Annotated in this window: 22 protein-coding genes and 1 pseudogene; 19 read left to right on the plus strand and 4 right to left on the minus strand. The window is 51.6% G+C overall.

Annotated elements, in window-relative coordinates:
• From NYE74_RS19440 to NYE74_RS19455, 4 genes are all read left to right on the plus strand, one after another.
• A complete protein-coding gene (locus NYE74_RS19440; protein WP_341005125.1) occupies positions 1-642 on the plus strand; it encodes an HlyD family secretion protein in 642 nt (213 codons plus the stop codon).
• The gene (locus tag NYE74_RS19445) at positions 639-797 is read left to right on the plus strand and encodes a hypothetical protein (RefSeq protein ID WP_270618749.1); all 159 of its coding nucleotides are present in this window, start codon (positions 639-641) and stop codon (positions 795-797) included. The genes NYE74_RS19440 and NYE74_RS19445 overlap by 4 nt, the downstream gene beginning before the upstream one ends.
• A 149-nt stretch (positions 798-946) precedes the next feature.
• The gene (locus NYE74_RS19450; protein WP_124332082.1) at positions 947-1,672 is read left to right on the plus strand and encodes a class I SAM-dependent methyltransferase; all 726 of its coding nucleotides are present in this window, start codon (positions 947-949) and stop codon (positions 1,670-1,672) included.
• 80 nt (positions 1,673-1,752) lie between these two features.
• A complete protein-coding gene (locus tag NYE74_RS19455; RefSeq protein WP_306308130.1) occupies positions 1,753-2,202 on the plus strand; it encodes a winged helix-turn-helix transcriptional regulator in 450 nt (149 codons plus the stop codon).
• Here NYE74_RS19455 and NYE74_RS19460 read toward each other — a convergent pair.
• The gene (locus NYE74_RS19460; protein ID WP_270618748.1) at positions 2,176-2,550 is read right to left on the minus strand and encodes a DoxX family protein; all 375 of its coding nucleotides are present in this window, start codon (positions 2,548-2,550) and stop codon (positions 2,176-2,178) included. The genes NYE74_RS19455 and NYE74_RS19460 overlap by 27 nt on opposite strands.
• Before the next feature lie 454 nt (positions 2,551-3,004).
• Between NYE74_RS19460 and NYE74_RS19465 the strand changes: the two genes are divergently transcribed.
• From NYE74_RS19465 to NYE74_RS19490, 6 genes and pseudogenes are all read left to right on the plus strand, one after another.
• The gene (locus tag NYE74_RS19465) at positions 3,005-4,216 is read left to right on the plus strand and encodes an MFS transporter (RefSeq protein WP_270618747.1); all 1,212 of its coding nucleotides are present in this window, start codon (positions 3,005-3,007) and stop codon (positions 4,214-4,216) included.
• 50 nt (positions 4,217-4,266) lie between these two features.
• Positions 4,267-4,570: pseudogene (locus NYE74_RS19470) on the plus strand (ATP-binding cassette domain-containing protein); the annotation flags it as partial.
• A 73-nt stretch (positions 4,571-4,643) separates the two neighbouring features.
• Positions 4,644-5,654, plus strand: coding sequence for an FUSC family protein (locus NYE74_RS19475; protein ID WP_124332084.1), 1,011 nt, complete (start codon positions 4,644-4,646; stop codon positions 5,652-5,654).
• Between the two features lie 127 nt (positions 5,655-5,781).
• Entirely contained in the window at positions 5,782-8,115 is a 2,334-nt protein-coding gene (locus NYE74_RS19480; protein WP_341005126.1) for a xanthine dehydrogenase family protein molybdopterin-binding subunit, read from the plus strand.
• Positions 8,102-8,935 (plus strand): FAD binding domain-containing protein, encoded by an 834-nt coding sequence (locus tag NYE74_RS19485; RefSeq protein WP_155619379.1) that lies wholly within the window; start codon positions 8,102-8,104, stop codon positions 8,933-8,935. The genes NYE74_RS19480 and NYE74_RS19485 overlap by 14 nt, the downstream gene beginning before the upstream one ends.
• A gap of 1 nt (position 8,936) precedes the next feature.
• Positions 8,937-9,422: a (2Fe-2S)-binding protein gene (locus tag NYE74_RS19490; RefSeq protein ID WP_036622901.1), complete on the plus strand. Its 486-nt coding sequence runs from the start codon at positions 8,937-8,939 to the stop codon at positions 9,420-9,422.
• Positions 9,423-9,724: 302 nt separating this feature from the next.
• Here the strand turns inward: NYE74_RS19490 and mprF are convergent, their stop codons facing one another.
• Positions 9,725-12,373, minus strand: a complete 2,649-nt coding sequence (gene mprF / locus NYE74_RS19495; RefSeq protein ID WP_155619378.1) for a bifunctional lysylphosphatidylglycerol flippase/synthetase MprF — start codon at positions 12,371-12,373, stop codon at positions 9,725-9,727.
• Positions 12,374-12,590: 217 nt separating this feature from the next.
• Here mprF and NYE74_RS19500 point away from each other — a divergent pair, with 217 nt between their 5' ends.
• The 6 genes from NYE74_RS19500 (at position 12,591) to NYE74_RS19525 (ending at position 18,474) form a co-directional block, all read left to right on the plus strand.
• Positions 12,591-13,097, plus strand: a complete 507-nt coding sequence (locus NYE74_RS19500) for a hypothetical protein (RefSeq protein ID WP_124332088.1) — start codon at positions 12,591-12,593, stop codon at positions 13,095-13,097.
• A 230-nt stretch (positions 13,098-13,327) separates the two neighbouring features.
• On the plus strand, positions 13,328-13,501 hold the full coding sequence (locus NYE74_RS19505) for a hypothetical protein (RefSeq protein ID WP_164815261.1): 174 nt from the start codon (positions 13,328-13,330) through the stop codon (positions 13,499-13,501).
• Between the two features lie 609 nt (positions 13,502-14,110).
• Positions 14,111-14,341 carry an aldo/keto reductase gene (locus NYE74_RS19510; protein ID WP_036622904.1) on the plus strand — a complete coding sequence of 77 codons (231 nt, stop codon included), beginning with the start codon at positions 14,111-14,113 and terminating at the stop codon, positions 14,339-14,341.
• A 135-nt stretch (positions 14,342-14,476) separates the two neighbouring features.
• Positions 14,477-16,159 carry a spore germination protein gene (locus NYE74_RS19515; RefSeq protein ID WP_036622905.1) on the plus strand — a complete coding sequence of 561 codons (1,683 nt, stop codon included), beginning with the start codon at positions 14,477-14,479 and terminating at the stop codon, positions 16,157-16,159.
• A gap of 25 nt (positions 16,160-16,184) precedes the next feature.
• Complete coding sequence (locus tag NYE74_RS19520) at positions 16,185-17,288, plus strand: GerAB/ArcD/ProY family transporter (RefSeq protein ID WP_036622906.1); 1,104 nt, start codon at positions 16,185-16,187, stop codon at positions 17,286-17,288.
• Positions 17,281-18,474, plus strand: coding sequence for a Ger(x)C family spore germination protein (locus NYE74_RS19525; RefSeq protein WP_036622907.1), 1,194 nt, complete (start codon positions 17,281-17,283; stop codon positions 18,472-18,474). The genes NYE74_RS19520 and NYE74_RS19525 overlap by 8 nt, the downstream gene beginning before the upstream one ends.
• 118 nt (positions 18,475-18,592) lie before the next feature.
• Here NYE74_RS19525 and NYE74_RS19530 read toward each other — a convergent pair whose 3' ends face one another.
• Positions 18,593-19,237, minus strand: a complete 645-nt coding sequence (locus NYE74_RS19530; protein ID WP_036622908.1) for a DUF2306 domain-containing protein — start codon at positions 19,235-19,237, stop codon at positions 18,593-18,595.
• Positions 19,238-19,251: 14 nt separating this feature from the next.
• Entirely contained in the window at positions 19,252-20,286 is a 1,035-nt protein-coding gene (locus NYE74_RS19535; RefSeq protein WP_036622909.1) for a DJ-1/PfpI family protein, read from the minus strand.
• A 163-nt stretch (positions 20,287-20,449) separates the two neighbouring features.
• Here NYE74_RS19535 and NYE74_RS19540 point away from each other — a divergent pair, with 163 nt between their 5' ends.
• The 3 genes from NYE74_RS19540 (at position 20,450) to NYE74_RS19550 (ending at position 24,188) form a co-directional block, all read left to right on the plus strand.
• Positions 20,450-21,136, plus strand: a complete 687-nt coding sequence (locus NYE74_RS19540; RefSeq protein ID WP_036628141.1) for a response regulator transcription factor — start codon at positions 20,450-20,452, stop codon at positions 21,134-21,136.
• A 1-nt stretch (position 21,137) separates the two neighbouring features.
• Positions 21,138-22,502 carry a sensor histidine kinase gene (locus NYE74_RS19545; RefSeq protein WP_051985439.1) on the plus strand — a complete coding sequence of 455 codons (1,365 nt, stop codon included), beginning with the start codon at positions 21,138-21,140 and terminating at the stop codon, positions 22,500-22,502.
• A gap of 948 nt (positions 22,503-23,450) precedes the next feature.
• On the plus strand, positions 23,451-24,188 hold the full coding sequence (locus NYE74_RS19550) for an SDR family oxidoreductase (RefSeq protein WP_036622911.1): 738 nt from the start codon (positions 23,451-23,453) through the stop codon (positions 24,186-24,188).
• Positions 24,189-24,239 lie beyond the last annotated feature (51 nt).

A 24,239-nucleotide genomic window follows, 5' to 3' on the forward strand; every position in this document is an offset into this window, starting at 1 on the left:
GTGGCCAATAATCAGGTGGTTTCCGCCGAAAAGCAGCTCGCCGTGGCCAACAACTCGGTTGCCCAGCAGCAAACGGCGCTCGACAAAATGAAAGCAGGCGCAACCGCCGAAGAAAAAGAACAAGCGCATATCAAAACCGAAAAAGCGAAGGAAGCGCTGAATTCGATTGCCCAATCGAAGGAAGAAGTCGAAAACGGCAAATACAATGTCGACTTGCTTAAGAAGCAAAAAGAAGCGCTTGACGTTCAATATAAAACCTTGAAGCTGCAGAAAGAACGGATGACGCTTGTCGCTTCCACAGACGGCAAGGTGACGCGCATCGTGCCGAAAGTCGGAGAACTTGTATCGAGAGGCGGCGTGGGAGCCGTGATTGAGACTGATCAGCTTTATTATGAAGTGTACGTAAACGAAACGGATGTTTCGCATTTTAAAGTGAACGGCCATGTAAATACCCATATCAAAGCGCTGAAGCAGGATGCCAAGGGAGTCGTCAAATCCGTGACGCCCGCGCCGCCATATGCCAGCCTTCGGATGAGCCGGGAGAAGGGACTTTCCGGTTTAACCTCGTATATCGTCCGCATCGAAATTGACCGTACGCCGGAGTTATTGCCGGGTATGACGGTAGAGGTTAAGGCTCGATGAAAGCTTTTATCGAGGAATGGAAGCTGCTGATGAGCGGCAACGTGTACGATAATGTGATCGAACCCGACATGCGTCCTATTTTATTCCGCAGCTGGGAGGGGCGATTTTGCTTCCGGCATGATGGCCGTCGTGTATCTGCTTGTGCTCAAAGATAGAAGAGCGGAGCACAAGCTGTCCCGCAGCGAAGTGCAAGCACCGCCGCAATCGCTTGGAAACGGGAATGTAATCCACCGCCCAAGCCGCCGCCGGCCCATTTGAATACGTTAAACTAGACTAACCGGAAAAGGTGGTGAATTGATTATTCATGCACTATTTGGAAATGTTGTCTAGATTAGGCGAAGGGAGTGCCCATCCCGGCGGATTTGCGGCAACGATCGAGCAATTTAACAAGTATAAACCGTCGGTGGATGGGACCATTCTGGAAATCGGCTGCGGTACGGGAAGAACGGCGTGTTATTTAGCCGAACAGGGGTATCGGATCGTTGCCGTGGACGTACAGCCTGACATTTTGGCCAAAGCGAAAAAACGGGCATCCGCCATGGGGGTGGAAGTGGATTTCCAGCTTGCCGACGCTCATGCCCTGCCTTTTTCCGATGAATCCTTCCATGCCGTTCTGGTTGAATCCGTCACTAATTTCACGCAAGCAGAGCAATCGTTATCCGAGTATTTTCGGGTGCTGAAATCCGGCGGGGTATTTTACGATCGCGAGATGTTTGTCCGGCCTTCAGCCCCTGCGGAAATCGTATCGGAGCTAAGATCATTTTTCCCCGCGCCTTCGATCATGAATAAGGATGAGTGGAACGTGGTATTAACGGACTGCGGCTTCACTCGTATCGAATTTCTCGAAATGAGCGAGATGGGGGATGACAAACTGGGGCAACAATACGAATATCCCGATGATCATCAAATCATTGATGAAGGGTCCTTTCTGGACAACAAACTGATGGAGTGCGTATTTCGTTCCTCGGATCTTATTATCGATAATAAAGAACATCTGGAGTTTGGGATTATTAGAGCTTTTAAACCATAAGAGTAAACTGGGTCCGCGCGCGCGGACTCTTTTTGCATTATCGAATTTCATCCACCGTATGGGTTTGCGCGTGGAGATCCTTGAACAAAGCTACTTGCGGGCATATAATCGGATCTAGAGTCTATTCCGGTAAGCAGATGCTGTTTTTAACTATAGTATCAATATATGCACGTTTGGTGGAGGATGAAATGGTTTTAAATTGTAAATACGAAGCGGTGTTGGAAGTACTTTTCGGCAAATGGAAAACCGTGATTTTATTTAATCTTTTTTCCAATGGTACAATGAGATTCAGCGAACTGCAAAAAGCCATTCCGGACATTACCAAAAAGATGCTGACGCATCATTTAAGAGAATTGGAGTATCACGACATCGTTCATCGGGAGGTCTATCAGCAAGTGCCTCCGAAGGTTGAATACTCCATTTCGGCTTACGGAAGAAGTTTGCTGCCTGTATTGCTTGCCATGAACGAGTGGGGGATGGCTCATGGCAAGCATTTGACTGAGCTATATGGGGAAGAGTCCGGTCAGTAGAAACGTCCTACCGTTACAAACACAGCCAGCGCTAAAAAAACGAGATTGGGGATTACGTCTTTCATCTTTTTTCTTGATATGAAGCGCGACGGCCAGAGTCAAAATCACGGAGGCTCCTAGCGCCGCTAATGGTGTAAGCCAAGGGAGCATTCCCGTTAATTGAGGCAAGATTACTCCCAAACCCGCCAAAAGATCCACACAACCAACAAATGTTACAAATGCTTTCGGGGAGTCTTTTACCCAAGGCCACATCTCGTATACCTTGTTATACATAAAGATTTTCATCCAGCCCCCGATCAGGAAAATCAATGCCAATAAGATCTGCACAACCCATAAAGCAACATTCATTCAAGTTCACTCCTCTTTTTTATTGGTGCAATTTTACGCGTTGAAGAACTTAAGTTGCATCATAAAGCATTGCGCTTGTGCGAACAATTAGGCACTTTATTTAAACAAGGTATCGAAAAGGAAACCATGCGAGTTTGACAGTTGGAGAAGTCAATGTTAATATGAGTTACATTAAATATTAGGAGGCACGTTATCTATGCTACATTCCATGCGTATTCGATAAGCCGGCAATAAAAAAGCAGATTAGTTTCCACTACTCTGGGCTTTTTTGTGCTGCTTATTTTTACGCGTGTAGACATAGATTGCGATAAGGATGGCTTTTTTTGCCATGCCTTTTATCGCCGTGTTCTTATTCGTGATGAATGCAGACCAACTGCCCTCAAGGTGGATTTGGATCTGTATTTTTTATTGCCCAAAAACAACCAGACAATAAAAAATACAGGGAGAAATGAACATGACAAAACAAAATTGGAAGCGCAGTTTCTTTACAATATGGGCAGGACAGGCGGTTTCGCTAATTACCAGCGCTGTTCTGCAGATGGCGATCATTTGGTATCTAACCGATAGGGCAGGGTCTGCGTTGGTGCTTTCTATCGCAACCATGGTTGGTTTTTTACCGCAAGCTGTTTTGGGAACGATGATTGGCGTATTGGTCGACCGTTGGAACCGCAAACTGGTGATGATCGGAGCGGACTTGATCATTGCGGCCGCAGGTGCAGCCTTGGCTTTAGTTGCGCTTGCCATCGACTTGCCGATATGGGTCGTGATGGTCGTTTTGTTTATTCGCAGTATCGGAACGGCATTTCATACACCTGCTTTGAGTGCGGTAACCCCTTTATTGGTGCCGGAAGATCAACTGACGAAGTGCGCAGGATACAGTCAATCGGTACAGTCGATAAGCTATATTTTAAGCCCTGTAATTGCTGGTGTTCTGTATGCAACATGGGAGCTTAACGCCATTATTGCGATTGATGTGATAGGGGCGTTGATCGCCTGTTTAACTGTAGCGCTAGTTGCTATCCCCAAACCAAAGACGCCGGTCGAAAGTGTTAAAAGCAACTTTTTCGAAGAGGTAAAAGAAGGTTACCGCACATTTAAAGCAGCGAAGGGTTTATTTGCACTGCTTTGGATCAGTGCTTTATATGCGTTTGTGTTTATGCCAATCAGCGCCTTGTTCCCTTTAATGAGTATGAGGTATTTCGGAGGTACGGCAACCCATGCTTCTATCGTTGAAACCGTCTTTGCCGCCGGAATGTTGGCTGGCGGCTTGCTGCTTGGAATTTGGGGCGGATTCAAAAACCGTGCATGGAGTATAATTTTTTCCGTCTCATTGATGGGGATTGCTCTTGCAATTTCTGGTTTATTGCCGGTAAACGGGTTTCTCCCCTTCGTTCTATGCAGCATTTTGATGGGCTTTTCAAGTCCATTCTTTAGCGGTGTGCAAGCGGCTCTCATTCAAGAGAAAATTCAACCGGAGTTTCTTGGACGGGCATTTGGCCTGTTGGGCAGCATGACATCTTTTGCTATGCCGCTGGGGTTAATCGCGTCCGGGATTTTTGCGGATCGAATCGGCATTCATTATTGGTTTACGCTTTCGGGAATCGGCATCATCGGCATTGCGCTTCTATGTATGCTGCTTCCGTCGATTCGGCATTTAGATAAATAAGAGGAGAAAGGAGGTGCGACGATGACGTTATTGATAAAAGCTAAAGATATTCGGAGATTCGAGCTGTATTGGCTTCGATGGGGTTTTCTCAATAGGATGTGCGGAAAGTGTTGCCGGGTTTTAAGCGGCGGCGAAATGATTAAATTGCAGCTGGCCAAAATGCTTCTGAGGCGGTATAACATCTTGCTAATGGATGAACCGAGTAATTTTCTCGACTTGCCTGCGGTCGAAGCATTAGAGCAATTGATGAAGAGCTGCGCAGGTACTATTATTTTCGTATCGCACGATGTGCATTTATTGGAGAAAGTAGCCGATAGGGTATATCAAATCGAGGATAAAAAAATAATTCTGAAGGGATATAAACGGCGCGGATGCCGTATTCTACATTTGATGTTTAACGAAATGTTGGTAAAACGGAGGGCGTGCTTTGACCGAACAAACCAAGGAAAAAGTACGGAATATCGGCAAACTTATCGTATTCATCGTCAAAATATCCGCCGCTTCCGGAATCGCATGGGAGCTCGCCAAGCTGGCCGGGTCGAAGCACCCTTACCTGGCGCCGCTGTCGGTGATTTTATGCGTGCAAACCACCGTCTTTCAATCCATTCGATACTCGTTTCATCGGCTTCTCGGTACAGTTCTCGGCGTTACGTTAACCTTGTGGGCCGCAGGCTCTATGGTCTTAAACGGCTGGACGCTGGCTTTGCTTCTCGCCCTGGTGTGCGGATTCGGTTTACTGATAGACAGGACGGAAAGCGTCATGCATGAAGTGGCGTTGAGTGTGCTGCTCGTTTTTGCCCTGCAAAAACAATCCGACCTTTACGGACTGGACCGCATTCGCGATACGTTTATTGGCTTAGGCGTCGGGCTCGCCGTCCATATGCTCATATACCCGCCGAATTTTGTCAAACCTGCTGAACGCAAAGCTTTGGCACTCATGAAAAGCTTATCGGAGCGGTTTGCCGAAGCAGCTGACTGGATTCAAAGCGGTTGTTCCGACGAGCAAAAAAAGGCTGTTCAATCGGCGCTGCGGACATTTGGGAAAAATCTGTTTCAATTAGAAAAACAAATGGAGCAGGCGGCGGAAAGCATCCAATTCAATGTGACCGCACCCGCAAGCCAAGCCTTGATGCGGCAAAATCTGAATAGAATCGCTATGATGAAGCAAGGTACGGCCTATTTGGAAAATACGCTAAACGTTGTTTCCGAATGGAACTCCACAGGGACGCTAGGAGAACCCGAACGAAAACAATGGGCCGGCCTGCTGAGAACGATCGGCTTATATTGGATCAACCCAAGTCCCAAAGCGGCCGATCTTTCCGTGTCGTCGCTCGAACTGCGTCGGATGGACGCTATGCCGGACGAGCCTCTAAGGTATTCGTCAGCCATTTTTACGGATACGTCCGCGCTTCTTAAACAGCTTTATCGGCTGTCCTAATTCGCGGCACCCCTTATGATGGGGTGTCTTTTTTTGCGCTTTAGGAGCATAACGATTTGTCCCGATTCGTATAATGCAGTAATTTGCGGAAACCGTGCGGAGCAACATTCGAAAGGAGAGGGCGGCTTTGGAAGTCATCGGCAGAAGTGTTCCGAAAAAAGAGTCCTGGGATAAGGTAACAGGCGCCGCTTTATATACGGGCGATCAAACCGATACACGGATGCTCCACGCCCGTATGGCAATAAGTCCGTACGCCCATGCGCGGATCGTCGAGATCAACACGGACGAGGCCCGGCAAGTTCCAGGGGTTCGCGCCGTGTTGACAGGGGATTGCAGCGATGTTCTTACCGGGGAAGAAATTCGCGACAGACCCATCATCGCCAAAGACCGTGTGCGGTTTTACGGGGAAACCGTAGCTGTGGTGGTCGCCGATACGGAAGTGCAGGCCCAGCGTGCGGCGGATTTGATCCGAATCCGGTACGAGCCGCTGCCGGTAGTGAACTCTCCGGTGGACGCCTTGCGAAGAGACGCTCCGCTCATTCACGAGAAGCTGGGGGAGTATGAAGCGGCGGCAGGGGTTATGCCGATCCCCGGAACCAACATCGCCAGCCTGCTCAAGGTTCGCAAGGGCGACCTGAGAGTGGGCTGGAATATGAGCGAAGTCGTCGTCGAAAACACGGTTTCGTTCGTACCGTCGGACCATGCGGCGATGGAAACGCGAAGCGCTGTCGCGGAGATCAAGCCGGACGGCCATATTCACATTGAATCGTCGACGCAGGCTCCTTTTGCCATCAAAAATTATTTGGGCCGTTTTTTTAATATCAATCCCGGTTGGATTGTGGTGACCACCCCGTTCGTCGGAGGCGGTTACGGCGGCAAGGCTGCGATCCAGCTGGAGCTGGTCGCTTATGTTGCTTCGCGGGCGGTGGGCGGCCGCAAAGTTAAAATCATCAACACGCGGGAGGAAGATATGCTGACTTCGCCGGGGCATATCGGCCTCGATGCCACGGTCAGGCTGGGCAGCACGGCGCAGGGGAAAATCACCGCGGCGCATATCGTGTACCGGTTCGACGGCGGCGCTTACAACGATAAATCCAGCGACGTTGCCCGGGCAGCCCTGATCGACTGCTCCGGACCGTATAGAATCGAGCATTTGTATTGCGACTGCTACACGTTGTACACCAACCATCCTTACGCTTCGGCATTTCGGGGATACGGGCATGCGGAACTGACCTTTGCCATAGAGCGGGCGATGGATGTGCTGGCGGAAAAACTCCGCATGGACCCTTGGGAGCTGCGCATGCGGAATATTGTCGTGCCCGGCGACACCGCGCCCACCAAAGATGTGCTGACGGAAAGCAGTCTGGGCGACTTAAAAACCTGCATGCACCGTTTGCGTACGCTGTCCGGCTGGGACGAATGGCAGGTGAGGCAGGTGGATGCGAATAAGATCCGGGCCAAAGGAATCAGCTGCTTCTGGAAAAATTCCTCCATGGACCCGGATGCCAGTTCGGGGGCGATCATTTCCTTCAATCGGGACGGCAGCGTAAATCTGGAGACCGGCGTCGTGGAGATCGGCACCGGCACCAAAACGGTGTTGGCTCAAATCCTGGCGCAGCGATTGAAGATGAGTCCCGATAAGGTTCACGTGAAGTTTAAGGTGAATACCCAAATTACGCCGGAGCACTGGAAAACGGTGGCTAGCCGCGGCGTTTTTTTGGCGGGACGCGCGGTGCTTAAAGCGGCGGACGACGCGATCGGGCAGCTGCTGAAAATCGCCGCCTGCGTGCTCAGGGCGGACCCCGACGATCTGGAGCTGGGGTGGGAACGAGTGTTCGTCCGGGCCGACCCGAGCTTGAACGTCAGGGTCGAAGAGATTTGCTATGGCTACAGATATCCGAACGGAAATTCCATCGGCGGCCAAATCATCGGCCGAGGTAATTATATCCAGCGGCGGATGAACTTGACGAACCCGAAGACCGGGGAAGGCACGCCGGGGCCGGAGTGGAACGTAGGGGCCCAAGCCGTAGAAATTGAGCTTGACACCAGGGATTATTCCTACCGGCTGCTTAAAGCGATTTCCGTCAACGACGCGGGCAAGGTGCTGAATCTTAAAGCGGCGCTTGGCCAAGTGATGGGCGCGATGTCCATGGGGCTAAGCTTTGCCAACCGCGAGACGTTTTTGTTTAGCCCCGGAGGCGCCGTCTATTATCCAACGCTTCGCGATTATCCTTTAATCCGTTATGGCGAAAACCCGGATTATGTGGTGGAATTTATCGAAAGTCCGTGCCTGGATGGGCCCTACGGCAGCCGCGCGCTGGGCGAACACGGGCTGATCGGCATGCCTGCCGCATTGGCCAGCGCCTTATCGCGCGCTGCGGGAGTGCAGCTGAATCAATTGCCTCTTTTCCCGGAAACGATCTGGAGGACAAGAAGGGGGAGGCAGAATGATTCCCTATGACTTCGAATATTACCGGCCGGCTTCCGTAAATGAGGCCGTTAACCTTTATCGGCAATTGGACACACAGGGCAAACGGCCGCTTTATTGGTCCGGCGGCACCGAAATTATCACCTTGGGCAGGCTTAACCAAGTGATTACAGGGGCCGTGATCGATCTGAAGGCGATCCCTGAATGCCGCGAGATGTCGGTTCGGGAGGATAAGCTGATTCTCGGGTCCGCGCTGACACTGTCCGAGCTTTACGATTCCCGGGTGTTTCCTCTGCTTGGAGAAACCGGGGGCGAAGTTGCCGACCGCACCTCCCGCAATAAAATTACGTTCGGCGGCAATATTTGCGGGCGGTTTATTTACCGTGAAGCGGTGCTTCCGCTGCTCTTAACCGATAGCGAAGTGCGGATCGCCGGCCCGGCGGGGGGAAGACAAGCGCCGATTACCCAAGCGTTCGACCAAACCCTTCAGCTTGGAAAGGGAGAATTCCTGGTGCAGACGGTTACGGATGAAAGCTATAGGAGAATGCCCTATATCACCATAAAAAAACGAAAAGTAGCCGTCATCGATTATCCGGTCGTCACCGCGGCCGGGATTCGCACCGGTTCCGGGATTCGCGTCGCTTTCAGCGGGGTGTGCGCTTTTCCTTTCCGCTCGGAAGCGATTGAAGCCCGTTTAAACCTGCGGGACATCCCGCTGAAAGAAAGGGTCGAGCAGGCCATTGCGCTGTTGCCGGCGCCAATCCTGAGCGACATTAAAGCTTCGGCGGAATATCGCGGGCTCATTCTGAAGCTGACATTGGAAGACATATTGAAAGCGTTGGGGGCGGAATAATATGGCGGATACGAAACGTTACGGCATGGCGCTGGATCTGGATGTGAACGGCGAGATACGGACCGCCGCCATTCGGCCCGCAGACCTGCTGCTGGACACATTGCGGGATTCTTTGGGTTTAACCGGCTCCAAACCGGGCTGCCGGAACGGAGACTGCGGGGCCTGCACGGTACTCGTCGACGGCATACCTATGAAATCCTGCCTCATGCTTACCGTTGAAGCGGCGGGAAAAAAGGTAACGACCATCGAAGGCCTTTACGATACGAAGGTTCAAAGGGAGTTCGTGGAAAAGTTCGCCTTCCAGTGCGGCTACTGTACTCCCGGCTTTATTATGAATATCTATGCGCTGGCACGAACTCATCCCGATGCGGATCAGGCGACGATCACGGACTGGCTGCAGTCCAACATCTGCCGGTGTACGGGTTATGAAGAAATTCATCAGGCCGTCGTTTCGGTGTTGGGGCGTCTTCCTGCGGCGGAGAATTAAAATTCTAATGGGCGGCTATCCATTCAGTATCTCCTGGGCAGGAATACACTGCACATGAAAAGGTAGGTGATGATCTATAAAAGGGTACACTGATGAGGAAGTTGCAGTAACGGGCAGGGTTATAATAGTCATCGGCGTGGCATTGTTATTATTGGGGAATGCCTATTTGCTAGGTCATGAGTGGGAACGTGTTGTAAAACGCAAGGCCGCGAAATATCGTTAATCCCCATAAAAAAGATGCGCCATCCCAAGAGATGCAACGGCTGCTTTCATGGGACGGCGCATTTTACTTTTATGTAGCCCTAGCGGCTTTTTTTCGGCCGCCGCGCGATCATTATGACCAGTTCGACAAGCAAAACGGGCAGCGTCACGCGGGCGGGATAAGCCAGGTAGCGAGGCTCCCAGCGCGGCGAAAATTTTTCTTTATAATGACGAAGTCCTTTAAAGCCGTACCAGTGGCCTCCATAATTGTATACCCGATTCGCCAGTTTTTCCTCGCGCAAAGCCATATTCGCTTGGCCGACGCTTGAAAGGGGGGCCATTCCCAGATTAAAGACGGCGTAACCCTGCTCCCGCGCCCACTCTAACAAGCGGATAAACAGGAAATCCATCGTTCCGTTCGGGGTTTTGCGTAAATGGCGCATCAGGTCTACGGACATGGTCCGCCGATCGTCATAACTTGGAGCAAGCGATGCAAAAGCGATCTCTTGCCCGTCCGCCGCCGCAAGTATGGCAATCGGAGATTCTTGCAAATACGCAGGATCAAACCAGCCGAGTGAAAATCCTTTTTCCCTGCGGCCGTCCAGCCACTCGTCCGAGATGCGCTGAAGCCGGCCGAGCAACTGCGGATCGTGCGGAGGCTGAAGCACCTCAAAGTGAAAGCCTTCCCGTTCAAAGCGATTTTTCACATTGCGCAAACTGGTGTTGGCTTTTCCGGCTAACGTAAAGTTTGCCAGGTCGACCAGCGCTTCTTCGCCCAGTTTGAAAAATCGGTACCCGTGTTCATGGTAAATCGGCAGGTTTGCGGGAGATACCTGATAGAACACAACTTCCAGATCGTATAAATCGGCAAAGCGCTGACATTCCTGAATCCCGTCGTAAAGAAGCGGCGCGGGGCCAATGGGATCGCCCAACACCACGAATTTGTTGCGGATGAGCGAATACGGAAACAGGACGCGTCCGCCGCAAGCCCAAAAAAAGCTTTTGTCGCCGGCAAACAGCATGTGCGTCAGAAGATTGCCGCCGGTTTCGCCGAGAAAGCCGCGCAGCTTGTCCCGCTCCGCTTCGGTCGCCCCAAGCGCACCAAGCCTGTTAGGGCGGAGAATGATCGTAAGCGAGAGCAGAATCCAAGTAACGGCGAGCCCGGTAATGATCGCAACGGTATGCTCGGTCGGATTCAGAATGAGATGAAGATACCGCTCGTGACCCGGCGGCAGGTGTTTGAAAAACGGCGGCTGCGTCCCCGAGGCGATTGCTTCGTACAACAAAGCTACGATAACTGTGGAAACCGCCCATGTCGCCATGGTGCCGCGCCCGATCTGGGCTCCGAGCCGATAAAACCGTTTGCGCGACACATAAAGCAGAAAGGCGATCAATATTAAAAAAATCGCTTCCTCATAGTCGAATGCCTTGGTGAAGGTAAACAGGATTCCGGCGCCCAGCAGACCCATCGTCCACTGGTAAGCCCGCTTGATCCGCCGGGAGATTCCCCAGGAAAGAACGATCAGCATCAGTCCGATGATCACGCTCAATTGATGGGATAACCGCATCAGCGGCAGGGACAGGAGCTGCTCGGCCAATCGCAGCCGATAGAGAAGCCCGGGCGTCGCCGCTGACAGCAGCAGGATCACTCCGCTGAAAAAAACCAGCTTGCCGAGCGCCCACGCTCCGATTTCCGAAAGCCATGCATACTGGCCGGGAAACTCCCAGAACCGCTGCCAGGCGTTCAGCGATTTTTCAACCGTTTGCGTATTGGCCTCCGACGCTTTGCGCCGCTCGTTCGCAAACTCGAATACCCCCATAATAAGGCCGATCAGCCAAGGAATGATGTAATACATCATCCGGAATAAAACGAGCACGGCGGCTGTTTTTTCGGGCGCGTAGCCGAGCGCCTGAAGCCCAAGCAGCGCAATCAGGTCAAAACCGCCGATGCCGCCGGGCGCCAGGCTGACCAGACCGGACGCGGCGGCGATGGTGTAAATGCCAAGCCCGGTGCGGAACGACAGGTCCGGCAGCAGGGTCGAAGCGATCATCCAAAAGGCGATGCCGGATAATACCCACTCTACCAAAGAGACCGCCACGGACGCGGCGATTGTGGAGAAGTTCATCCGCGGCAGATCACGGTTCAGCCATTTGGTATAAAAGGACGAACGCTGAAAAAGGACGTAGCCGGGCAGATAAAGGGCAAGCGCCCAGACGGCATACAGCGTCCAGGGGTGGGAACGGGTGACCGCATCAATCGGAAGCAGTCCGGCCAGATCTCCCCAGGCCAGTAGAGATATGCCCGTAATGGTGATGGTCGACAGGAAAGCGATGGAAGCCGTGATCGTCGCAACGGAAATCCCGCGGCTCCGGTATAGATAGGTTCGCAGAGCCGCTCCGGCTATTCCGGCGAACCCGATGACATTGTTTGAAGTATTGGCGATCCACGCAAAACGGAACGTCGTCCAGCGCCCGATCGGGAGCCGGAAATGGCGGCGAAGCACAAACTCGTAGCCGCTCACCGAGGCGACGGCGGCAAGGGACATGGCGATGAGCAGCAGAACCCTGGACGGCTCCAGGCGGTGCAGCACACGGAGGGTGGCGGCCCAGTCAATGCGGCGGAACTCGGCCTGGCCGGCCCAAATAATCAATCCGATAATGACGATAGGAATCAAGATTTGTACGATTTTCAAACGGTACAGCGTCGTAAATAATTTTACAGTCTTCAGTCGTTGGAACGTCTTTTGCATGATAGATAACCCTTCCTCTACTCCCATCAATTTCTGCGTATTCAAGTATACCCTTTATGGGCGCGATTAAAAAGTCCGCAAACCATCCGGAAGATTGCTCCGGGCAGGGAAGAAGTGCTAAAATCCGGTGTAAACACTAGCAAGGCGGCTAGCATTTTTGCAAACCGTCTTTTTTGCATCCGGAGGAGATCAACCTTGGAAATCCTAACTTACTGGCTTGAGCATTACGGGCAAAGTCCGGTTTCTGCTGCTGACTTCTTTTGCCGTATTCATATTGTTTTTCTGGCTGATGCTAGGCGTAATCCAAGATTTTTTGGCCCATGAATTCGAGGAAATCGACGAGATTGCATTCTATCTGTCGGCAACCATTTTTGGTCCGAAATGGACAAGTTTAATGAATGTTGCTGCCATACCCGGAACGCTTTATTTCTACGGACCCGTATTAGGGCTCACTGCGGTCTGGATCGTGCTGCAAAGCAAGGAGCGCAGGCTTGACCTGGCCTTTCTTGTTTGGGTCGTAGCGGGCGGGGATTTTTTGGATCCTATTTTGCGTCTCATTTTTCACCGTCCGGGACCGGTTGCGGCAGGCGTCCCGCCACTCAATACCTTTCCCAGTGGAGAGACGCTGATCTCGATCACGGTATACGGTTTTCGGCCTTTCTGCTGCTGCGTTATTATCAAAACCGCAATGTTCGCGTACCTGTTGTTATTGGGGGTATTGTAATCTGCCTCGCGGTCGGCGTCAGCCGTGTTTATTTCAAAGAACAGTATCCAAGCGACGTCTTTGCGGGGTATGGGTCAGTTTTAACGTCATATTGCTGGAAATTCTCCGGAAGCTGCGGAGCATTAAGAGACCTTCTGTAAATGAATAAAGCGGGGGGCAGGGAATCAGGAAGGCCAGCGAGAATTGGTATTGGGGAATTAGTGATTACTTATTCGGATAGGAGATCGGAAGTGAACAAAAACATACTGAATTGGGAGACGGGGAAATGGTTGAACCCGCCTCTGTCCGTGATGCAGGAGGGAGACCATTGTTCACCGGCTCGGTACGGCCTGGAGGTTACGTTTACTCGTTGGACGTTCGCCGAGCAAGACCGGGACCTTCATGCCGATCCGCCGGCGGAGTAGCCGCATGCTTCTGCATAATTAATGAAGAGCAGACCAGTGAAATTTTTCACTGGCTTATCTACTCTATTGAGTTCTCATGTAAAATTTGGGCTCAACCTAGAAATCGGTGTTTGGCAGCCGGCGATTGGAGCAATAACCGTTGATCTTAAAAATAGCGGATCTTTATGTGCTTATGATCCGGAGTTTGGCATGTTCATCCCCATTAGCGGCACTTTTAGTCCTTATTTTCCTATGAATGGTCTAGAACGCAGGCATTTCTTACGACGGAGGCAAATAGCGGCAAAAATTTCCTCTATTTTTCCCGAATGGACGGATTTCGCCAGAATAACGACATTTTATGTCCTTATTTTTTTTCTCTGGAGTTTTCAGGCAGCTGTTTTTTGCAGTTTTTTTGGCGCAATGCCTGTTGACTTAGAGCGCGCTCAAACTTGTAGACTACTTGACAGGAGGGGATACAGATGACAGAGAAAGAGAAAGAGTTGACGATTCAACAGGCTGCCGAACTCACCGGTTTAAGCGTACATACACTGCGAACGAGCGGATCGGTCTCATGGACCCGATACCGCGGGCCATGAATGGACATCGGCTTTATCGGGAGCACGATTTCGAATGGATCGTATTGCTCGCAAGGCTACGGGCTACAGATTGCAGGCGGTAAGGAAGCTGGCGAAAGAGACGGGACACACGCCAAATCAAATTGTGCTTGCTTGGATGCTGCAAAACGCCCCGGCGGCCTTACCGCTTGTTGCCGTGAGCGATTCCGTTCAGTTGGAAGAAAACCTAGGCGCGTTGGATATCCGGCTAAGCTCCAAACAGCTTGATGATTTGAATCTGGCGTAAAACATAAGCATGGCGTTTTGACGCACACTGCCTGACCAGGCAGTGTTTTTTTATTTCCGGTCATCTGGCTGGTATGCATCTAATTTCTAATTTCTGGGTAAATTAAAGAAAACCATTTTCCTAAGGGTGTTACTTGTGTGGTCTAAAATTGCAGCCTATATTCCTGACTGGACGATCTTTGTGCAGGCGGGGTTCACCTTGCTGGTTCCTATTGTCCTGTATGCCTTGCACCGCCGGCTCCGCTCGGTCGTAACGGGCCGGCCAAGCCATTCCGGGAACGGGAGCGAAGGCCGGGGGGCATCCGCCGCCGAATCGCCGGCATCCCGGGAAAGTTCCGGCCCGCCGTTATCCGGAGATTATGAAACGGATCTCATGTCCATGAAAGAGGCGATCGGCGGCAATGACGACGTGCATTTCCGGGAATATGAAGTCACGCCGTTCGGCGTCCGGGCGGTGTTGATCTACGTTGACGGAATGCAGGAGGAACAGCTGATCGATACCCATGTGTTGCAGGTGTTGATGTCGGACGCCGCTCAAGATGCGGAACAAAAACCGAAACGTCCGCCTGAAGAGCTTGCTTCGTACTTTAAGGAAAAAACATTGCCCATCAGTGAAATTACCGAAGTGACCGAGACCCGCCGCCTTAGCGAAGCGATCTTGACGGGATATACGGCCTTGCTGGCGGAGGGGATGCCCCATGCTTTGCTTGTCGGTACCCCGAAGGGGAAAACCAGATCCATCGAGGAGCCGATTTCGGAAGCGCTGCTGCGCGGGCCAAGGGTAGGTTTCACCGAGGTATTAAGCGATAACACGGCGCTGCTCCGGCGCCAGGGACGTACGGAGCAAATGGAAATCAAAAAATACGTCGTCGGCAATGTCGTTAAAAAAGACCTGGCGGTCGTCTATATGAAAACGATTGTGAATCCCGATTTGCTTCAGGAAGTGGAGCGGCGGATCGCCAAAATAAATTTGGATTATATCGCCGAGTCCGGTTATGTCGAGCAATTGATCGAAGATGATATATTGAGTCCCTTTCAGCAGGCGCAAAATACGGAGCGGCCGGACCGGGTCATGAGCGCCCTTATGGAAGGAAGAATCGCGCTGCTTCTGGACGGAACGCCGTTTGCGCTCATTGTTCCGGTGACGTTCAGCATGCTGCTGCAGTCTCCCGAAGATTACTATGAACGGTGGATGGGTGGATCGCTTTTGCGGACATTGCGTTTTTTTACCGCGTTTATGTCCCTGATGATTCCTTCGCTGTATATTTCATTTATTTCTTTTCATCCCGGGTTGATCCCGACCGAATTGGCTATCACGATTATCGAGACCCGCCAAAGGGTGCCCTTTCCTTCGCTGATCGAAATTTTGATCCTGGAAGTCTCGATTGAAATTTTGCGTGAAGCGGGGGTCCGGCTGCCCAGGCCGATCGGCTCCGCGATGGGCATCGTCGGCGGCCTGATCATCGGGGAAGCGGCGGTCCAGGCGGGAATTGTCAGCCCGTTTCTGGTTATTGTCGTCTCGGTAACCGCCATCGCTTCGTTTTCGATCCCGATGTACAGCGCGGGGATTACGCTGCGCATTTTGCGCTTTGCGGGGATGTTTTTTGCCGCTGTGCTGGGCATATTCGGAACGATCCTGTTTTTTCTGCTGCTGTGCAGCCATCTAACCAAGCTGGAAAGCTTTGGGGTGCCTTATGTAACTCCAGTCTCGCCGCTCCGGCTTCGCGACTGGAAGGATTTGTTCATCCGCGCGCCCCTGACGTTAATGAAGCGCAGACCCGCGATGCTGAAGACGACCCGTGAGCAGCGCAGATCCTAAATTGATACGTCGGGAGGGGCCCTTTGTGTTTACACGTTCTGATGACAAAATTACGATATCGCAAGCGGTTGTGTTTCTAACCGACAGCATCCTTGGGGCCGGGATTCTGAACTTGCCCAGGAGCGCCACCGAAAAAGTACAGACCCCTGACGCCTGGTTATCCGTTGCCCTGGCAAGCATCCTTGCGCTGCTGGCGGCGTTTGTCATGATAAAATTGTGCCAACAGTTTCCCGGGGCCACGGTCTTTGAATTCTCGCGAAAAATCGCCGGCGTTATCCCGGGCAGCGCTTTGTCCGCGCTGCTGATCATTTACTTTCTGATGATGGCCGTTTTTGAGATCCGCGTATTGGGGGAGGTGACGATCTTTTATTTGCTTGAGGACACCCCCATTTGGGCCATTATCATTCCTTTTATATGGGTGGCGGCTTATTTGATTTCCGGAGGAATCAACTGCATTGCCCGCTTGTTCCAGATTATTTTTCCCGTCAGTATCCTGGTTTTGGTGTTCAGCCTGTTTCTCAGCTTGAGGCTGTTCAATATCGATAATTTGCGTCCTTTGCTCGGGGAAGGCCTGCCCCCTGTAGTCGAGGGCTTGAATTCAACGCTCCTCAGCTTTGCGGGCTTCGAAGTCGTACTGATTTTGGTCGGGCATCTGCAGCATCCCGAGAAAGCGGCCAAAAGGCTGCTGCCCGGAATGGGCATTCCGATCGCATTGTACCTTATTACAACCGTAATTGTTGTGGGAGGCATGTCGACGAGCGCCGTATTAAGAAGCACCTGGCCGACGCTTGACCTTCTGCGAAGCTTTGAAATCAGCGGATTGTTTTTCGAACGGTTTGAATTTCCGTTTATGGTGATTTGGATCATGCAGATGTTTTGCAATTTCACCAGCAATTTTTTCGTCGTCTCCCTGGGAGTATCGAACGTTTTCCGCATCAAGTTCCCTGCCGCTCTATTTGCGCTAATGCCGGTGATTTTTATCGCGGCGCTCTTGCCCAAAAGCATCAACGACTTACTTGGACTCGGCGGAGCAAACGGAATCATGAGCGTCATCGTGTTCGTCTTGGTGACCCTGCCGTTATCCGTCATATTCCTCATCCGGAAGAAAGGACTTAAACAGCATGTGTAGACGGCGTATTCTGTCCCTTTTTGCTGTCGCTGGATTGCTTGTGATGCAAACGGGGTGCTGGAGCAGTAAAGAAATCGAGGATTTAAGCATGTACGTCGGATTGGCTTTGGACGTAGGGAAGCCGACAGCCATTGAACAGCAGTTGGAGAAGCAAGGGGGAAGTTATTCTAAGCGGGATCTGATGACGGCCACTATCCAGATCGTTCCGATGAAATCTTCCGGCGGCGGCAAACAACAAGAGGGGGAAGGCAGAGGGCCAGAATTTCTGAATACATCGGAAACGGGCGACTCTCTTTTCGAGATTATGCGACAGTATTCGCTTCGCCGGCAGCGCGCGGTCATCGGCCATCACCTGAAGGTGATCGTCATATCCACTGAACTGGTCCAAAAGCAAAACTTGGACAAGCTGCTGGAGTTCGTGCTCCGCGATAACGATATTCGCCCGAGCTGTATTGTGCTGCTTAGCCAAGGGCTGGCGCGGGATACGTTTGAAGCGGGACAGTCCGGCGAAATCCCGGCCTTCAAGTTGAAGGATCTGCTGCGCGGCCATTTTAGAACCGGTAAAATCTTGAAGGAGGTTAATTTGACCAGGCTGGATAGTCTGCTGGGCTCCAAGCGCAGCTTTATCCTGCAGGAGGTTGTGGCAGGGGGTGGCGAGACGGAATTTTCGGGTGCCGGTATTATTAAAGGGGAGACCGGACGATGGATCGGTTTGCTGGACCAAACGGATGTGGAGAGCATTTCCTGGATAAAAGGGGAAGTGCAGGGTGGGGCCATTAAAAGCTACGATTGGCGCAATGAACCGATCACTTATGAGGTTGAATCCATAAAGAGCAAAATCACTTCCGAGGTGCGGGATAATCGGCCTTCGTTCCATGTAAAGCTCGAATCGGAAGGGCGGATCATCGAAAATTGGGATGTTTTGGAGAATCCGTCCAAAATCGAGTATCAGGAGAAAGTGAAGAAGATATTTGAAAAAAGGTTGTCCCAAATGCTCGAAACGACGTTGGAAAAAATGCAGTCGAAATACAAAGTCGAAGTGGCCGGATTCGGTGAAAAACTAAAGATTCAGCAACCGAAATACTGGAAAACGGTGGAGGATCATTGGGACGACGTTTTCAGTCAAACGCCGGTGACCTTTGACATTCAATTTACGATCACGGACTTTGGTTCATCGACAATCTAAGTTCCAGCGAACTCAGAAATTGATTCTCCGGAGAGATTGAGGTGACGTTTATCACCATCTCTCCGGAGAACAACTTACAGTGAAGGGTTTATTTTTTGTCACCGAATACAAAGCCGCTTCAAGTCCGGAAGTTACTCCTGGATTGGCCGATCATTCTAATGATGATGCCGGGAATGACCAGCAGCAGCACTATGGAGCCATAAACGCCAATGGTGTAGCTGATTGCGTATACAAGACCGAATCCCTGATGAAAAAGGGAGGTGATGAGATGAATCAGCATATTCGTAAAACAAAAGGCGTAGCTTCGGATCATCCAATTCCGGTGCTGCGTAGTCCGTTTCCTTTTAATTTGGACGAGCGCCATCATCGTGATGAACAGCCAGATTAGATTCAGCGCATTGAATCCCATGCTGCCGATTCTTCCGCCGGTGGCGTAAGGCGCCATGTATCCGGAAGTCAGCACGACAAGCAGCACGGACACGATATAAACGTAGCCGTTAATGCGATGGAACCTGCGGCTTTTTTCAAAGATTCGATTGGAGAAGTTGAGCAGCCCCGCCGCCATGGCGATGCAGGCAAAGGCAACGTGGATGTACATCACGTTTAACCAGACGGGAAGATTAAGCTCGCGTTTCAGACCGGTTTTATGGCTTAAAAATTCCGCAGCTCCGGGATCGATCCAATAATTTTTCACCAGAGAATAAATGATGAACAGAACGCTGGCCGCGGCCAAAAGTCCGTATAATGTTTTCCGTATGTTCATGTGGTCCCCCCAGCTCAAGAAACCCGCTTTCCGGTTAATTTGGATGACGGCAGCATGCCGGCCTTGGCGACACCGATCAGGTCATCTCCGTCTACGACGGCTTCGAATTTCAGATTTAAGCGCATTGGTTTCGTGATTCGCAGCGACCAGGTAAGCTTGCCGTCCTGCAGGACGGGGTCCAAAAACGGGACCGTCTCATTCCCTTGTGTTGCGTTGCCTTCGATCCCCCCGCTGCTCGTTGAGATGGAGAGTTTTACCTGCATTTTCCCCACGGGCGTAGCGATCGTCGCGACCCAGTCCCCCTCGAAGACAGGTGCCTGCGAGGTTTTGTTATCCCCGGCGCCATAAGCCGCTTTCGCTTTATCCGCCGCGATGTTCGGTTCGTTGTCCGCCTTTTGTTTATGACCGCCAGGCGCAAGTCCGGTTGCTCTCCAGACCGTCCCCCTCCGTTCAAATTCGAACAGTTGCTCTACCGCATGGGCGATACGCGGTCCAAGCTCACGTTCCACCAGGTACAGCGCTACATCGAGTCCGGATGTTACGCCGCCGCCGGAAACGAGATTGCCGTCATCCACGACCCGTGCCGGGACGGGAACCGCTCCGGTTGCCCCTAGCACATCCATACCCAAATGATGGGTTACCGCCTTTCTGCCTTCCAGCAGCCCTCCCATGGCCAGCAGCAGGGAGCCGCCGCATACGGTGGCGACGATGATGTCTTGTTGCCTGAGGGCTTGCTCCATCAGTCCGGTTAATTCCGTTTGCACTGCTCTGCTCAAAATGGCTGGGATCGAATCGGGGCCATCTCCTTCGACGTCCCCCGCCGCGCCGGGCACGAGGATGATCCCCGCCTGCTGCGGATTCAATCTGCCGCTGGCTTCAATTTTCAATCCGTTGATGCCGCTGGTCACGGACCTCGGTCCTTCGGCGGTGACGAACTCCACGCTTACCGCATTTTCGGCATGCAGGACAGCGGAGTTAAACACCTCGTAAGGCGCGATGGCATCCAACAGGTCAAAGCCGTCAAACAACACAACTTGAACGCTTAGCATCAGTAAATCCTCCTAGTTCAAAGTAAATCAAATCATAACAAACGAATATCTCAAACCAAGCTGTAAAAAAGTCACAAAACAATAAACAATCCATCACAAAACATAAGGGTTTGTCGGTTCTTTCCGAAAAGATGATAAACTAGGGGATGAAGGTGGGATGCTGATGAGTTCATTCCATACGATACTCGTTGTAGACGACGACCAAAGTATCGTTGAACTATTAAGGGACTTTTTGGAGAACGACCAATTTCAAGTCATCACCGCAGGCGACGCCGCTGAAGCTTGGGCTTTGTTTGAGCAAAACTCCATCGACTGTATCGTTCTCGACATCATGATGCCGGGGCAAAACGGGTTTGAGCTGTGCCGGCGGATTCGGGCGGAAAGCAGCGTGCCGATCCTGTTCCTTAGCGCGCGCAGCGATGATGTGGACAAGATTCGCGGCTTGACGCTCGGCGGCGATGACTATATCGTCAAAACCGCTTCGCCCGGAGAGATCGTGGCCAGGGTAAAAGCCGTCTTGCGGCGCACCGCTGGGGGCCGGCAAGCGGACGGAAGAATCCTCGATTATGGCCGCATCAAGTTAAATTTGTCCACCAGAGAGGTGCTGGCGGACGGGAAAAACGTCGTGCTCACGCCCAAGGAATATGAGCTGTTGCGATTATTCGCCGAGCACCCGAGACATGTGTTTTCCTATGAGCAACTGCTCGCAAAATTTTGGGATGGGGTGGGCGATCGCCATACGATTCGAGTTCATCTCAGCCGGCTGCGCGAAAAGATCGAATCCGATCCGAACCATCCGGAATACCTGGTAAACGTATGGGGTGTTGGCTATCGCTTTGAAGGAGGATAAAATGAGAACACTTCGCATACGTACGTTTACTTTGCTTTGCTTCTTGTTCATCCTCTCATTGCCGTGGATTTTCTTTCTGACAGCACACTTTATGGAAACCAAAACGCTAAGCATCGCAAACAGCGGGCTGCAAAATAAAGCGCTGCAAGCAAAATTAAACGGGATCATTGCCAGGATTGAAGCCGGTTCGGACAAGTGGAGGGATCCTATTTGGCAGACAAAGCTGCATGAAGAGCTGCGGAAAGCGAATATGGATGCGGCTATTTTATCGGCGTCGGATCAGGAGATTTACCGGTCCAATCCGGAGCGCCGCGGCTCCCTGCGGTCTACGGAACGGATTTCCGTCATTGAGGACGGTCATTTGCTGGGAAGGGCGGTCATTTATCTGCCCAAGTCCAATACCGTTCAAATGATTTCGGCGTTTGCCGGATTTTTATTGGCATTTTTTATTATCGCTGTTGAAATGCGGCGGTTCCTGCTTAAGCCGCTCGAGAAGATGGGCAATGCGGCCAGACAAATCGCCGCAGGAGATTGGGATGTGCGGTTGCCCCGGTCCAGGATTACGGAAATCGCTGAAGTCCGCGACGGATTTGAAGCGATGGTCAACGGGCTGCAGAAGTCGTATCGGAAACAAGCGGAATTGGAAGAGGAGCGCCGGTTCGTGATTGCCGCGGTCGCGCATGATTTACGGACACCGCTGTTCGCGTTACGCGGTTATTTGGACGGTTTGGAGCAAGGAATTGCTGAATCGCCGGAGAAAATGGCAAAATATTTGGCGGTTTGCAAGGAAAAATCGGCACAATTGGACCGGCTCGTTGAGGACCTGTTCACCTTTACAAAAATGGAGTATTTGAAGACGGAGTTGAACAACAATACGGTTGATATTAAACTCATCCTCCAGAAGTCGGTGGACAGTCTGAGTCCGCTGGCCCGGCAGAAACAGATCCCGATCTTAGTTCATGCCGGGGACGATTTGCTGATTAACGGGGATGCGCACTTCATGGAACGCGCCATGAACAATCTGCTGGATAATGCCGTCAGACATACCCCAATTGGCGGTGAAATTGTTGTGCAAGGTTATAAAGCGGGCGATAAAGTAAAGTTTACGATCCGTGACACCGGCCCGGGCTTCTCCTCGGAGGAACTGAAGCGCGTTTTCGAACCGTTATATCGCGGGGAAGTCTCCAGAAACCGCTCCACTGGAGGCAGCGGGTTAGGGCTGACCATTTCACAAAGAATCGTCAGGCGGCATGGAGGTGAACTTGCCGCAAGCAACCATCCGGAGGGAGGAGCGTTGCTGGCAGGTTGGCTGCCTGTGGCCGCTCCGGATTCAGCTTATGCTGGCAAAGCTGAGCGCCCAAAATAGGCGTATGTAGGAAACATGGGCGTAATCCCACAATAATATATTGCTAAATAAGTGTAACAAAGGAGAATAATCATGTATCAATACAATTACGCTCCATCAGGTTACGCCCCGTATGAAATACCCGATTCCGCATTTCGCCAGCAAGATTTGGGCATTGAATGGCACGTACAAGAAGACGGGTGGAGCGGGGTGTGGCGCAGGCGAGGAAGCAGCAACACTTTTGATGCCAGGTGGACTATGCCTGGAGCTCAACCAGTAACTGCAGTTTTGACAATTATTATTTTTGGCAATTTTGTATTTGTTCAGCGGCGGTACAGCAGTGACGGAAACGATTGCATCTACACTGGAACACTTTCTGGAGATGGCCGTACTGTAACCGGGACTTACAGATGTACCCGGGGCGGAGGCAGGTGGACTGCTACGATCATTCGGCGCGAGAGAATCAGATTAGGCAGGGTCTGGTTTGAACAAGAAGGGGGCTGGAGTGGCGTATGGCGGCGCCGGGGAAACAGCAACATTTTCGATGCCAGGTGGACGATGCCCGGGGCGCAGGATGTAACGGCCGTATTGACGATCAACATATTCGGCAACAACGTCCAGGTTTTACGGAGAAACAGCAGCGATGGAAATAACTGCGACTACATCGGTACCATTGCCGGGGACGGCCGAACGGTTACCGGCACTTTTAGTTGTACTCAAGGCGGAGGGACTTGGAGAGCAATTATAACTTTTTAAACTGTGCTAGGACTGCTCCTTATTGAGCAGTCCTAATATTTTAAGCCCTGATCCGCACAATTAATAGTTTAACTTATATAGACCGAAGAGAATTAGGCAAGGATCGAACAGATATGTTCTAACGGGATCATTCAAGTACTTATTATAATGAACTTGCAAGGTCAAATCCGGCGATAATCGCTCAGCCAAAAACAAAAAAAGGAGAGAATGAAAATGACTTTACATGGAAAAGTTGCCATCGTCACTGGGGCGTCCAGAGGAATTGGAAGACAAATCGCCATCCAGTTAGCGCAGTCTGGGGCAAAGGTGATTGTCAATTATTCTTCGAATCCGGACAAAGCGGACGAGGTCGTAAAAACGATCGAGCAGTCCGGCGGGGAAGCGGCCGCAATCCGCGGCAACGTCGGCAACTTAAGCGAAGTCGAAGCGTTGTTCTCCGAGACGCTCAATAAATATGGGCGTGTGGATATTCTCGTTAATAATGCCGGCATCATGGTTTGCAAACCCATCGAGGATGTAACGGAGGAGATGTTTGACCGGCATTTTGCGGTTAATGTGAAAGGGACTTATTTTGCCTGCCAGCAAGCGATGAAGCATTTGGAAAAAGGCGGGACGATCATCAATTTATCGACCTCCGTGTCAGGTGCGATGCTGCCGACGTACAGCGTATATGCAGCTACAAAAGGTGCGGTCGAGCAACTGACCCGCCAATTGGCAAAGGAATTCGGTCCCAAAGACATCATCATCAATTGCATTGCGCCAGGACAAGTCTCCACCGAGTTATTCTTGAACGGCAAGTCGGATGAGCTGATTGATTCGTTTCGACGCATAAATGCTTTTGGACGGCTTGGCGAACCGGAAGACATCGCAAATGCGATCGAGCTGCTCGTTAGCGACAAAGCCCGCTGGATCACGGGGCAGACGATTCGTGTGAACGGCGGCTTCAACTAATATCGAAAGAGGTTGCCCGAAAAAAGTTGGACGAACCCGGCGCGAAAGCGC

The organism is Paenibacillus sp. FSL P4-0127, assembly GCF_038007325.1.
Taxonomy (GTDB): Bacteria; Bacillota; Bacilli; order Paenibacillales; family Paenibacillaceae; genus Fontibacillus; species Fontibacillus macerans.

Excerpts from the sequence above, each read along its gene's own strand:
- NYE74_RS19445 (WP_270618749.1), top strand. The coding sequence starts at position 639 with ATGAAAGCTTTTATCGAGGAATGGAAGCTGCTGATGAGCGGCAACGTG.
- NYE74_RS19450 (WP_124332082.1), top strand. The coding sequence starts at position 947 with ATGCACTATTTGGAAATGTTGTCTAGATTAGGCGAAGGGAGTGCCCAT.
- NYE74_RS19460 (WP_270618748.1), bottom strand. The coding sequence starts at position 2,550 with ATGAATGTTGCTTTATGGGTTGTGCAGATCTTATTGGCATTGATTTTC.
- NYE74_RS19465 (WP_270618747.1), top strand. The coding sequence starts at position 3,005 with ATGACAAAACAAAATTGGAAGCGCAGTTTCTTTACAATATGGGCAGGA.
- NYE74_RS19485 (WP_155619379.1), top strand. The coding sequence starts at position 8,102 with ATGATTCCCTATGACTTCGAATATTACCGGCCGGCTTCCGTAAATGAG.
- NYE74_RS19490 (WP_036622901.1), top strand. The coding sequence starts at position 8,937 with ATGGCGGATACGAAACGTTACGGCATGGCGCTGGATCTGGATGTGAAC.
- mprF (WP_155619378.1), bottom strand. The coding sequence starts at position 12,373 with ATGCAAAAGACGTTCCAACGACTGAAGACTGTAAAATTATTTACGACG.
- NYE74_RS19510 (WP_036622904.1), top strand. The coding sequence starts at position 14,111 with ATGGATCGTATTGCTCGCAAGGCTACGGGCTACAGATTGCAGGCGGTA.
- NYE74_RS19525 (WP_036622907.1), top strand. The coding sequence starts at position 17,281 with ATGTGTAGACGGCGTATTCTGTCCCTTTTTGCTGTCGCTGGATTGCTT.
- NYE74_RS19530 (WP_036622908.1), bottom strand. The coding sequence starts at position 19,237 with ATGAACATACGGAAAACATTATACGGACTTTTGGCCGCGGCCAGCGTT.
- NYE74_RS19535 (WP_036622909.1), bottom strand. The coding sequence starts at position 20,286 with ATGCTAAGCGTTCAAGTTGTGTTGTTTGACGGCTTTGACCTGTTGGAT.
- NYE74_RS19540 (WP_036628141.1), top strand. The coding sequence starts at position 20,450 with ATGAGTTCATTCCATACGATACTCGTTGTAGACGACGACCAAAGTATC.
- NYE74_RS19545 (WP_051985439.1), top strand. The coding sequence starts at position 21,138 with ATGAGAACACTTCGCATACGTACGTTTACTTTGCTTTGCTTCTTGTTC.
- NYE74_RS19550 (WP_036622911.1), top strand. The coding sequence starts at position 23,451 with ATGACTTTACATGGAAAAGTTGCCATCGTCACTGGGGCGTCCAGAGGA.